General features: G+C 42.7%; 11 protein-coding genes and 1 tRNA gene. 4 read left to right on the top strand and 8 right to left on the bottom strand.

The window, feature by feature from the left end; translation table 11 throughout:
- Window positions 1-73: 73 nt before the first annotated feature.
- Window positions 74-3,982, top strand: a complete 3,909-nt coding sequence (gene purL, locus RH40_RS18510; protein WP_009603224.1) for a phosphoribosylformylglycinamidine synthase — start codon at window positions 74-76, stop codon at window positions 3,980-3,982.
- 126 nt (window positions 3,983-4,108) lie between these two features.
- Window positions 4,109-4,297, top strand: a complete 189-nt coding sequence (locus RH40_RS18505; protein WP_009603223.1) for a DUF4250 domain-containing protein — start codon at window positions 4,109-4,111, stop codon at window positions 4,295-4,297.
- Window positions 4,298-4,336: 39 nt separating this feature from the next.
- Here RH40_RS18505 and RH40_RS18500 read toward each other — a convergent pair whose 3' ends face one another.
- The 5 genes from RH40_RS18500 to purM form a co-directional block, all read right to left on the bottom strand.
- Complete coding sequence (locus tag RH40_RS18500; RefSeq protein ID WP_009603222.1) at window positions 4,337-4,978, bottom strand: tellurite resistance TerB family protein; 642 nt, start codon at window positions 4,976-4,978, stop codon at window positions 4,337-4,339.
- 225 nt (window positions 4,979-5,203) lie between these two features.
- Window positions 5,204-5,935, bottom strand: a complete 732-nt coding sequence (locus tag RH40_RS18495; RefSeq protein WP_009603221.1) for a substrate-binding periplasmic protein — start codon at window positions 5,933-5,935, stop codon at window positions 5,204-5,206.
- Window positions 5,936-6,120: 185 nt separating this feature from the next.
- Window positions 6,121-7,140, bottom strand: a complete 1,020-nt coding sequence (locus tag RH40_RS18490; RefSeq protein WP_009603220.1) for a PTS sugar transporter subunit IIC — start codon at window positions 7,138-7,140, stop codon at window positions 6,121-6,123.
- 345 nt (window positions 7,141-7,485) lie between these two features.
- Complete coding sequence (gene purN, locus RH40_RS18485; protein ID WP_009603219.1) at window positions 7,486-8,127, bottom strand: phosphoribosylglycinamide formyltransferase; 642 nt, start codon at window positions 8,125-8,127, stop codon at window positions 7,486-7,488.
- Between the two features lie 3 nt (window positions 8,128-8,130).
- Window positions 8,131-9,171 carry a phosphoribosylformylglycinamidine cyclo-ligase gene (purM, locus tag RH40_RS18480; protein ID WP_009603218.1) on the bottom strand — a complete coding sequence of 347 codons (1,041 nt, stop codon included), beginning with the start codon at window positions 9,169-9,171 and terminating at the stop codon, window positions 8,131-8,133.
- Between the two features lie 175 nt (window positions 9,172-9,346).
- Here purM and upp point away from each other — a divergent pair, with 175 nt between their 5' ends.
- On the top strand, window positions 9,347-9,973 hold the full coding sequence (gene upp, locus RH40_RS18475; protein ID WP_009603217.1) for a uracil phosphoribosyltransferase: 627 nt from the start codon (window positions 9,347-9,349) through the stop codon (window positions 9,971-9,973).
- Window positions 9,974-9,994: 21 nt separating this feature from the next.
- Here the strand turns inward: upp and rluF are convergent, their stop codons facing one another.
- The 3 genes from rluF to RH40_RS20475 all read right to left on the bottom strand — a co-directional run bounded on the left by rluF (window position 9,995) and on the right by RH40_RS20475 (window position 11,978).
- On the bottom strand, window positions 9,995-11,023 hold the full coding sequence (gene rluF, locus RH40_RS18470; RefSeq protein ID WP_009603216.1) for a 23S rRNA pseudouridine(2604) synthase RluF: 1,029 nt from the start codon (window positions 11,021-11,023) through the stop codon (window positions 9,995-9,997).
- Window positions 11,024-11,107: 84 nt separating this feature from the next.
- Window positions 11,108-11,689 (bottom strand): DNA endonuclease SmrA, encoded by a 582-nt coding sequence (gene smrA / locus RH40_RS18465; protein ID WP_009603215.1) that lies wholly within the window; start codon window positions 11,687-11,689, stop codon window positions 11,108-11,110.
- A 148-nt stretch (window positions 11,690-11,837) separates the two neighbouring features.
- Window positions 11,838-11,978, bottom strand: a complete 141-nt coding sequence (locus tag RH40_RS20475) for a DUF3149 domain-containing protein (RefSeq protein ID WP_039954996.1) — start codon at window positions 11,976-11,978, stop codon at window positions 11,838-11,840.
- A gap of 256 nt (window positions 11,979-12,234) precedes the next feature.
- Here RH40_RS20475 and RH40_RS18455 point away from each other — a divergent pair.
- Window positions 12,235-12,311: transfer RNA gene (locus RH40_RS18455), tRNA-Pro, on the top strand.
- The last annotated feature ends 71 nt before the right edge of the window (window positions 12,312-12,382 follow it).

Below are 12,382 nucleotides of genomic sequence, written 5' to 3'. Positions count from 1 at the left end.
TTGGCATAAGTTCAGAATAAGCTGCGTGCTTATGCCAATATCACTTAATCAATTGTATGAGAGACCTAAGCATATGAGAATTTTTCGTGGCTCCCCCGCGTTGTCTGAGTTTCGTGTCAACAAGCTACTTAAGCTTTGTCGTGAGCTAAATCTGCCCGTCACAGGGATTTATGCAGAATTTACTCATTTTGCTGAGTTATCTGCTGAGCTCAATGAGTCTGAAGTCAACAAACTGGAGCAACTGCTCACTTATGGTCCATCGATTGAAGAACATGAGCCAATCGGCTTGCAGCTTTTAGTGACTCCTCGTCCAGGAACGATCTCTCCTTGGTCATCGAAATCAACCGATATTGCGAAAAATTGTGCGTTAGATAAGGTGGTTCGCCTTGAACGTGGCACATTATATTTCATTGAGACTTGGTCTGATTTATCGGATGTTCAACTACTTGAATTAAAGGCCCTCATTCACGACCGCATGATGGAAGTGGTTTTCACTGATTTAGATTCTGCAAACGCACTATTTCAAGTAGCAGAACCAGCCCCTGTATCAGAAATTGACTTGATCTCTGGCGGCCGTCTTGCGCTAGAAGAAGCCAACGTTTCACTCGGCTTAGCGCTGGCAGAAGATGAAATCGATTATCTTGTAGAAAGTTTTGTCAGCAAACTTGAACGTAACCCAACCGATATCGAATTGATGATGTTTGCTCAAGCAAACTCTGAGCACTGCCGCCATAAAATTTTTAATGCTGATTGGACAATTGATGGTATCAAGCAGGAAAAGTCATTATTTAAAATGATTAAAAATACGTTTGAGGTTACTCCTGATAACGTGCTATCTGCTTATAAAGATAACGCAGCAGTCATGGTTGGCTCAGAAGTTGGACGTTTTTTCCCAGACCCACAATCCCGTCAATATGATTATCACCAAGAGAAAGCACATATCTTGATGAAGGTTGAAACACACAATCACCCAACCGCAATCTCTCCATGGCCGGGGGCATCGACAGGATCGGGGGGTGAGATCCGTGATGAGGGTGCCACGGGTATTGGTGGTAAGCCGAAGGCAGGTCTTGTTGGCTTTACGACCTCTAATTTGCGTATTCCGGGTTTTGAACAGCCTTGGGAAACCGATTTTGGTAAGCCAGACCGTATCGTCAATGCGTTAGATATTATGCTTGATGGTCCATTGGGCGGTGCGGCATTTAATAATGAATTTGGTCGTCCAAACTTATTGGGCTACTTCCGTACGTATGAGGAAAAAGTGCACTCTCACGCTGGTGAAGAGGTGCGTGGTTATCATAAACCGATCATGATAGCCGGTGGTATGGGCAATATTCGTGACGAGCATGTACAGAAAAAATCCATCCCAGTAGATGCGAGCTTAATCGTATTGGGTGGCCCTGCGATGAATATTGGTCTAGGGGGAGGAGCCGCTTCCTCTATGGCTTCCGGACAGTCGGCTGAAGACTTAGACTTTGCCTCTGTTCAGCGTGAAAACCCAGAAATGGAGCGTCGTTGTCAGGAAGTGATTGACCGCTGTTGGCAATTAGGTGACGACAACCCTATCGCATTTATCCATGATGTTGGTGCGGGAGGGATATCTAACGCGCTCCCTGAATTGGTTGACGACGGTGAGCGTGGCGGGATTTTCCAATTACGAGATGTCCCTAACGATGAACCGGGCATGAGTCCACTAGAAATCTGGTGTAATGAATCACAAGAGCGTTATGTTTTGGCCGTGGCATCAGATGACATGGCAAGATTCGACGCGATCTGTAAGAGAGAGCGTGCACCATATGCTGTTGTTGGTATAGCCACAGAGGAACGGGAACTTAAACTCGAAGACTCGCACTTTGAGAATACTCCTATTGATATGCCAATGGATATTTTGCTGGGTAAAACGCCTAAGATGCATCGTGATGCTAAGACGTTGAAAGCTGATAGCCCAGCATTGGATACAAAGGCCATCAGCCTAGATGAAGCGGTAGATCGTGTATTAAGGCTTCCGAGTGTCGCAGAAAAAACATTCCTAATTACCATTGGAGACAGAAGCGTAACTGGCTTAGTTGCTCGTGACCAAATGGTGGGACCTTGGCAAGTTCCCGTTGCTAACTGTGCGGTAACGGCAGCGAGCTACGACTCTTATTATGGTGAGGCGATGTCAATGGGAGAGCGCACTCCAGCAGCTCTATTGAACTTTGCTGCCTCGGCAAGGTTGGCTGTCGGAGAGGCAATAACCAATATTGCTGCAACTTATATCGGTGATATTAAACATATCAAACTATCGGCGAACTGGATGTCTCCTGCTGGCCACCCTGGTGAAGATGCGGGTCTGTACGAGGCAGTAAAGGCAGTCGGCGAAGAGTTGTGTCCGGCGCTTGGCCTTACTATTCCGGTTGGCAAAGACTCGATGTCGATGAAAACACGTTGGAATGACAATGGTGAAGATAAAGAGGTCACCTCACCGTTATCTTTGATCATTACCGCTTTTGCCCGTGTAGAAGATATTCGTAAAACCGTTACACCACAACTGCGTTGTGATAAAGGTGATACTTCGCTGATCCTCGTCGACCTTGGCAATGGTCAGAACCGACTTGGTGCCACGGCTCTTGCTCAAGTGTATAAACAATTGGGTGACAAATGTGCTGATGTGGATGATGCCGCTCAACTCAAAGGCTTCTATCAGGCCACGCAAGCTTTGTTAGAGAAAGATCTCATGCTTGCTTATCATGACAAAGGTGATGGGGGCTTGTTTGTCACTCTAGCTGAAATGGCATTTGCTGGTCACTGTGGTGTGAAAGCGGATATTAGTGATTTGGGTAAAGACACTCTGGCAGCACTCTTCAACGAGGAGTTAGGTGCTGTGATTCAGGTCAGTAACGAACATTTGGATACGGTTCTATCGTTACTATCGAAAAACGGTCTAAATCATTGCTCGCACGTCATTGGTCATGTTGTGGCAGAAGGTGACAACAGTAATAAAATTCAGATTGCCTGTGGCGATAGCGTCATCTTTGAGCGTAGTCGCACACAGCTGCGTACGATTTGGGCGGAGATGACACATCAGATGCAATCTCTTCGTGATAACCCAGAATGCGCGGATCAGGAGCATCAAGCTAAGCAAGATAATACGGATCCGGGCCTTAACGTTGATCTGAACTTTGATATTAAAGAAGACATTGCAGCGCCTTATATTGCTACGGGTGTGAGACCTAAAATGGCGATTTTACGTGAGCAGGGCGTTAACTCTCATGTTGAGATGGCGGCGGCTTTTGATAGAGCAGGCTTCGATGCAACGGATATTCACATGAGTGATATCCTCTCTGGTCAAGGAGAGCTTAGGGACTATCATGGTTTAGTAGCTTGTGGTGGTTTCTCTTATGGGGATGTGTTGGGAGCTGGCGAAGGTTGGGCAAAATCAATCCTATTTAATACACGTGCTCGCGATCAGTTTGAGTCCTTCTTTAATCGTCAAGAAACGTTTTCTCTTGGGGTTTGTAATGGATGTCAAATGCTGTCCAACTTAAAGGAACTCATTCCTGGTGCTCAACTATGGCCACGCTTTGTTCGAAATGAATCAGAACGATTTGAAGCGCGCTTCAGTTTGGTCGAAGTGCAAAAAACAGACTCTATTTTCTTGAATGATATGGCAGGTTCAAGAATGCCTATTGCTGTTTCACATGGTGAAGGACGTGTAGAGGTTAGGGATGATCAGCACTTGGCGAGTATTGAAGCGTCGGGCACTGTGGCACTTAGATATGTTGACAACTTTGGTCGACATACCCAGCAGTACCCAAATAACCCGAATGGCTCTCCAAATGCAATAACTGGATTAACCACTGATGATGGAAGAGTCACGATTATGATGCCTCACCCAGAACGTGTTTTCCGTACGGTAGCCAATTCATGGGCCCCTGAAGAATGGGGAGAGAATGGTGCTTGGATGCGTATGTTCCAAAACGCTCGAAAAAATATAGGCTGATAAATCAAAAGCGCTGACCCAATGGTCAGCGTTTTTTTACTGTCGATGTTCACACAGTTAGGATTATGGTAGGGTCTGTTGACCTTTCGAGATGATTTGCAGCCATTTGTATATTGAGAGAATAAAATGAATTTGGAACAGTTTGAGTCTATGGATCCAGTGATCTTGCTGAGTATGGTGAATATGAAAATTCGCGATGAGTTTGGCGATCTGGATAACTTGGTGAAATTCTATGACATTGATAAAGCGAAACTAGTAAAAAAGCTCTCAGATGCAGGCTTTGATTACCTAGTTGAAGCAAAACAGTTTCGTTGAAGTTGAATGAAAGGTTCAAATATGAACCTTTCACAGCCACTACCTGATTTGTTGTTCAAGTTGGTAGACTATTTCACTATCAAGTTTTAGCTGTTTTGCAAGCTCGCCAAGATAGGCTTTTTCCATAAAGTTCTCCTCATCGACAATGATCAATGAGGCCAGATAAATTTCAGACGCTTGCTGAGGGGTTTGTGCAAGTGATGCGATTTCACATGGATCCAGAGGTTTGCTCAACTCACTGTGAATCAAAGATTGGAGTTGTACTTCAGCCCCTGCTTGCTCAAGAGTCGATTGGATTTTGTTCATCTCTTCACTATCCACATGACCGTCCGCTTTAGCGGCAGCAATCATAGCTTTAAGAATAAGTTCATTGTGGATAGGATCGTTTTCATTAAACTGGTGTTGTTCAGATTTTTCACTGCTTTGATAGTTGTTGTAGACTTTGTAAGCAAGTACCCCCAGTGCGGCTGCTCCGCCTATTTTGAGCGCATTCTTACCCACTTTTTTGCCAAGCTTACGGCTCTTTTTTGAGCCCATTAGCATGCCTACCAGCCCGCCACCTAGCGCGCCTGTACCTAGAGACTTTATAGAGTTTGAAGTACTTGGTTTTTTTAATTGTTGTTGACCCTGTTGTATAAGATCGGAATTAAGTGCTTGATTGAGTAAATTCTTTAGATCCATTGGGTTTCTCCTATGCTTTTTCCCAACATACCGTAAATAAAATGAACAGGGCATTAACACACATCTTCAAGAACACACTTCTTCAAAATGTGGACCTAATTGACGTCAAGAGGCAGGATTGCATCGTAAAACCACTCACTATTCCGTTGGGTTATTTTTTTAAACTCAACGTCTTGGCATTGCTCCGAATCCTGCATGTTGAGGTCACTGGGGTATAGCGAAAAATCACTTTGAGAAATAACGTTTCATAATCGCTTCACTATCGATTTTTTTCAGTCCTTGGTTAATAATCGTTCTCCATTTTTTGCCATTTTCATCATTAGCAAACGCGACGAATAGGTCTTTTTCTTCGAGTAGCTTACTGTTCATTTTTACTTTATCTTTTGCTGAGGCGATATCTGGGTCACTTTTTAGAAGGTAATCGAGGACATTACTGTCTATGACAGCCAGTGGAATACGTTTACCGGCGACTTTTAAAATATTGCGGCTATCACTGGTCACTGCAACGGCTTTGATTTCTTGATTGGCGATCATATTGTCAAGCTCAGTTGTATTAACATAGCCTCGTACGACACCAATATTGATTGATTTCAGGTCGTTCAAAGAGCTCCAAGTAACAGGGTTGCTTTTGTTTTCGACAAAGCCTAGTGGCCCTGTGCCTATGGATTGCGAGAATAATAAATCATCCGCTTCAAAGTAGTATTCGGGAAAGTAACCTGCGTAATCAGGCTTGTTCTTAGCGAGGTGAACAGCTCGCTCCCAAGGGTAAAATTCAACATTAAGCTCGTGTCCCATAGCTTCGACGGCCGCTTTGACTACAGCAACGGATGCTCCCTGTTGTTCAACTACTTCACTTGCGTAGGGGGGCCATTCTAGTGATGTTAAATTAAGAATATCGGCTTTTAGGGGTAAAGAAAGAGTGAGAAGACCTAGACATAGTGCATTTACTTTGAGCATTGATATCATCCTTATATTCAATTAGTTGATTAATGATACTGCCTCAGTTAGCACGATAAAGTGATCCAGTTGGTGTAGTTTGAAATGACTCAAAAAAGTCATTTTGTTGGGCTGAGTCCCTTCTTATCTCACGGTTTATACCCAAGTGATTTGAAGAAACTTGGGTATAAACTTATTTGTAGAGTTTATTCAGGGCAAGCTTGAATTGGTACACGTTTAGAAAAGAAGTGTAGATAAATTCTATGACCTATAATGCCACCGACTAAACCAGCGATCGCCGTAGCTAAAGCGGCAATTAGTAGCTTCTCGGGCGAGTTAAACGCAATAGAAGATAATAATCCAGGTACTGGGGATGCTGTGCCTGGCGCATTATTCACTATTCCCAGATAAGCAGCAGTCATACCCGCAAGTGAACCGCCAAGAAAATTGGACATAAATATAGGCAAAGGATTTCTTGTCACTATATGTGCTTGGGTTAGTGGTTCAATCATGACACTGATTGTATTGCTCAGTTTACCTAGCTTGAGCTTGTGGAAGATAACGCCATTAGTAAACGATCCTCCAAAACAAGCCATTGCAGCGATACCCATGGGCAGGCCTGTCAGTCCCAGCATAGCTGTCAATGCCATAGAACTTAGGGGTGAAGTACAGACCATTTTAATTAAGCCACCCAGAATAAAGCCCATTGCTAGTGGAGATAGAAGTGTAGCTTCTGTGATCATATCTGCTAGAGTTCCCATTAGCATATCAAGAGCAGGGCTGATTGACGTACCAAAAAGGTTTGCCAGAGGAGCAAGCGTTAGAGCTCCCACTATGATATCGACACCTTCAGGTAAATACTTCTTAAAGATGGGGACAATAAAGGTAAATAGGTAGCCAACAATAAAGCCTTCTAATATCCCAAGATTTGCCATAGATAATCCGGTCACAACAGCATAAAGTGGAGGAGTGCCCATACGAAGCATCACTAAGGCAGCCGCTGCAATACCTCCCATACCACCGATTGTATTACCTAGCTCACCAAGATAGTCAATGCCAAGTAAATTACCCAAAACAAATTTATGAATGGCTTCAAGTAGAAAAGTCGCAATAGCAGCATCTGCTAAACCGCTCATTGCAGCATTGCCTTTGGGTGCTTTAAAGCTAAATAATGAGAAAAGACATAATGCTACTAATAAAGCAAAGATACCAGTGAAAATCTCCATATTATTTCATCCGTTATTTTATTTGTTTATATTTTAAAGTTAAATTTAATTATTAAATTAATAAATATTTAAATTAGTATTAATTAATGAGAAATACATTATTGTATTTGTTTTGCTATTTAGATGGATAATATATTCTTTGATTGAATAGTCTACATTGAATGTCACAAGTTTGTTATTTTATTATTATGAAATGTAAGGCGGTATTTTGAAGTTGTGTTATTTGTTGTTAGTCAAAATTAATAATTAATTTTATTAATAAACTTAATTATATCTAAGAGCTATAGAGGTGCTTATATAGATACCCAAGCACCATAGGGTTACTTGGGTATAATTAGACAAGTATTACTCGCTAGCATAACCTTGAGGCCCAAGTAACTTTCCATCTAGGCAAGCTTCCTTGTCACTTTTCATTTCAAGCCTTCCTTCAACCAGCCAGCGAACAACTAAAGGATAAATACGGTGCTCTTGAGATTGTACACGTGCAGTTAGACTCTCGACCGTATCATCTTCAAAAATGGGGACTCTTGCCTGTAATACGACAGGCCCACCATCGAGTTGCTCCGTTACAAAGTGAACGCTGGTTCCATGTTCTTCGTCCCCTGCATGAATTGCACGTTGATAAGTGTTGAGCCCGGGATATTTGGGCAAAAGGGAAGGGTGAAGATTAATCATTTTACCCATGTAATGGCGTACAAAATCAGCGCTTAAAATACGCATATACCCAGCCAGTACTATGATGTCAGGAGAGTACTCATCAATCTGTTTCATTAATTCAGAGTCAAAAGCGTCGCGAGTTTCAAAGCTTTTTGGGTCTAAAAAATGTGCGGCAGCATTTGCTTTTTTCGCTCGTTCCAATGCATAAACATTAGCTTTGTTGGAAAATACTGCTGTAACTTTACCATTTGAGATGTCTGTTTGGCATGCATCTATAATGGCTTGTAGGTTAGATCCGCTGCCTGAAACTAGAACGACTATGCTCTTCATAATTTATTTTATCTCCACCTGATTTTCGCTGTCGCTAGAAGTCGCTATTTCTCCGATGACCCAAGCATACTCTCCTTCAGCTTTAAGTAATTCGACTGCTGATTGAGCTTGTGAGTGAGGTAGAGCAATGATTAGGCCTACGCCACAGTTAAAAGTACGGTACATCTCATGAGTGGTTACATTCCCTTTCTTTTGTAACCAATTAAAGATAGCGGGCCATTGCCAACTCTCACCGTTAATTACAGCTTTGGTTCCTTCAGGGAGCACTCGTGGAATATTCTCCCAAAAACCACCCCCAGTAATATGTGAGATTGCGTGAATGTCGTGTTCGGCTATCATTTTCAATGCAGATTTAATGTAGATCTTTGTCGGCTCTAGAAGATGCTCTCCAATGGTTTTGCCTTCTAATTCTTCGTTTTTATCGGCACCAGAGACTTCTAAAATCTTGCGGATCAGTGAGTAACCATTTGAGTGGGGACCGCTCGAACCGACAGCAATTAATGCATCTCCTGCCCCAACTTTAGAACCATCAATAATATCTTCTTTTTCTGCCACGCCAACGCAAAAGCCCGCCACATCGTAGTCTTCACCCTCGTACATTCCGGGCATTTCTGCGGTTTCACCACCGATTAATGCACAGCCAGCTTGTACACATCCATCGGCAATACCAGATACTACGTCGGCAGCCGTATCGACATCGAGTTTCCCTGTCGCATAGTAATCGAGGAAAAATAGAGGCTCTGCACCTTGAACAATCAAGTCATTGACGCACATAGCAACGAGGTCAACACCTATGGTGTCGTGCTTTTTCATGTCTAGAGCGAGGCGCAACTTAGTTCCAACACCATCCGTGCCTGAAACTAACACTGGCTGCTTGTATTTAGTTGGTAACTCACATAAAGCACCAAAACCACCAATGCCACCCATAACTTCAGGACGGCGTGTGCGTTTAACCGCCCCTTTTATACGATCAACAAGCGCATTGCCTGCATCTATATCAACGCCAGCGTCTTTGTAGCTTAAGGATGTGTTATCAGCACTCACAGGTAGGTCCTCGATTAAATTTAGAGATGAAAAACGCCGCTATTCTAACAGTGGTACACAACAAAGAGCAAACGTTTGCGCGCGTTTTTTTATCAATATTTGGGCGGAAATTGGAAAACAAATCATTTATAATCCGGAAGTTTATTTAAATTTTACCTAATATCTGGAGACGGAAATGAAAGTTGTTGAAGTAAAACATCCTCTTGTTAAACATAAAATTGGCTTAATGAGAGAAGGTGAAATCAGTACTAAGCGCTTTCGTGAGCTTGCAACAGAAGTCGGTAGCTTACTAACTTATGAAGCAACAGCAGATTTTGAGACAGAGAGAGTCACGATTGAAGGCTGGAATGGTCCAGTAGAAGTCGACCAAATTAAAGGTAAAAAAGTGACGGTAGTTCCTATTCTTCGTGCTGGTTTGGGTATGATGGATGGTGTACTTGAGCATATGCCGAGTGCAAGAATCAGTGTCGTCGGCATCTACCGAGATGAAGAAACGTTAGAACCAGTTCCATATTTCAATAAACTGGCATCCAACATTGATGAGCGTATTGCCTTAGTCGTTGACCCTATGCTGGCAACAGGTGGTTCTATGATTGCAACCATAGATTTACTCAAAGAAAAAGGTTGTCAGCATATTAAGGTGCTGGTTTTAGTTTCTGCTCCCGAGGGTATCGAGGCGCTGGAAAAAGCACATCCAGACGTTGAGCTTTATACCGCTGCAATTGATGAGAGACTGAATGAAAAAGGGTATATCGTTCCGGGACTAGGAGACGCTGGTGATAAGATCTTCGGAACACAATAGATAGTGCTAGGGGCGTAGTCTCTACGCCTCTGTATTTTTTTTGCTTTTCAGACTGAGTCTTTGCCCTGCTAAGGCTGTCGGTTTACTCTTAGAAAACGACTTATCGTTTTTTGGTCGTGCCGTATTGTTTTTATCTAATTTATTACCGTGATGGCGCTTTTTCGAGTTCGGCGCGTGCCTAAACTCGTCTGCATTTCTGCCTTTAAATGTGCGCTGTTTCTGATTTCTTCTTGCGGTGGAAGCTTTGTTCTCTTCACGACTGTCAAAAAGTTTTGCATCAGTAGCACTTTTTATTTGGGTACCTTTGGCATCTCGCTGAGAAGCTTCTTCCGTATTAGAGGAACTTTCGCACATAGAAAGAATTTCTGTAACTTCATGATCGCTCAAGTAGCGCCATTGACCATTCGGAATACCATCGAGTGAGATGTTCATAATTCGAACTCGACGTAATTTAAACACCTCGTAGCCAAGCGCCTCACACATGCGGCGAATTTGACGATTCAGCCCCTGAGTCAAGGTTATCCTAAAAGAGAACTTGGTTTCTTGGATAACTTTACAAGGTAACGTCTTAGTATCTAATATCTCGACACCAGAGCTCATTTGATCGACAAACTTTTTGGTGATCGGTTTGTCTACTCGGACGACATATTCTTTTTCGTGATTATTGCCTGCTCTGAGTATCTTGTTAACAATATCACCGTCATTGGTCAGGAGGATCAGCCCGTCGGACGGTTTGTCTAAACGACCAATAGGGAAAATACGCTTTTTATGACCGATGAAGTCAACAATGTTTCCGGGAACATCACGCTCTGTAGTACAAGTAATACCCGTGGGTTTATTGAGCGCAATATAGATGGTTTTTTCTTTCTGGCTTAATGGCTTACCATCAATACACACTTTATCATCAGGCATCACTTTTGTGCCCATTTCTGGAACACTATCATTAATTGACACTCGCCCCTGTTCAATTAATTTATCCGCTTCTCTGCGGGAACAGAAGCCAGTTTCACTGATGTATTTGTTGAGGCGCTTAGCAAGATTTTGTGTCATAGGATTACCTGAGTTACGTTTCACAACGGCATGTTTAAGTCAGTGATGGTTATTTGGTTGGCGATACTATCACTATATGTCAATTTACCCCAAGCGCTTTTGATGCCGCTCTTTAGTTTCAAGTTTTTTTTCTGCACTTTTTCTCAACAGTACATAAACCGCGCCGGTACCGCCGTGATGAGGCTGTGTTGAGTGGGCACATTGTACTTCATTGATCTGGCTCAGCCATTGGGCGATAAAGCTCTTGTGTAAACAGGGTTTATCGAGATCTCTTCCCTTACCGTGTACTATGATGACAGTACGTATATCAAGCTCCAGACATTGTTTAAAAAAATGGACCATCTCTTGTCTTGCGATTCGTAGTGGCTTCTGGTTGATATTTAGTTTGGCTTGTATCGGATATTTTCCTAAGCGGAGCTTTTTGTACACACCGTCCTGTACGCCGTCTTTTTTGAACTCGATAATATCATTGGGTTTTAGTTCCGGTGCATGATCAAGAGAAAGTGCGTCTATAGAGTCCTCATGAAGACACACCGCAGCCTCCCTTCTCGCAAGTTGCGCGCTCGTGGTTTGATGTTTTTTTGTGTGTTGTGCTGTATCGTTTTGTAAGGGTTTCACATCACCCATCATTGCTTTGAATAAAGCAAGATCTTCATCTTGAGACATATTGATTATCTCACTTGTAAAATAGCGGTTGTACTTGAGTTCTATCTTACTTGATCAAATTTTTATTGAGAATAAAAAAACCGAAGCAGAGAACAAGTCTGCTTCGGTGCATAGCGAAAATCTATTTTTAAATAGGGCTAAGCGATTTCTAGTGAGGAGATTTGTCAGTCATCACTTTGTAAACGAAGAAACCCCCGTAAAAGAATAAGAGACCAAGGGCGCTGAAGATTACTATCATCGAAGATAAACCTATTGCATTACCAAACAGGAGCTCAAGCCAAAAGTCCATAATTTCTCCGAAACACAAAACGTGGCGACGAGCTTAGAATATATATTGGCGACGAGTTCAATACTGATCTGGATCAATTGGACAGACTAAAATATGCACCTGATAGACTATCATGTGCATTGGTTCACATTTTCCATTTTTATGGCTTTGCAACCATAGGGTTATAAAGTGGCTAAAATTAATAAAAAACGCTTGCTTAAAGTCTAATAATAAGTAACATACGCTCTCGTTGTGAAGCATGACAACTTCCAATACTCGGTGAATAGCGCAGCTTGGTAGCGCATCTGGTTTGGGACCAGAGGGTCGGGGGTTCGAATCCCTCTTCACCGACCATATTTTAGCCTCAGCGTTTGCTGGGGCTTTTTCGTTTTTGGGGTGAGGAAAACGGGTCGGGGTCTGGCAGC

The organism is Vibrio caribbeanicus ATCC BAA-2122 (assembly GCF_000165125.1).
GTDB classification, from domain to species: domain Bacteria; phylum Pseudomonadota; class Gammaproteobacteria; order Enterobacterales; family Vibrionaceae; genus Vibrio; species Vibrio caribbeanicus.
This window is presented reverse-complemented; position numbering and strand designations above follow the sequence as displayed.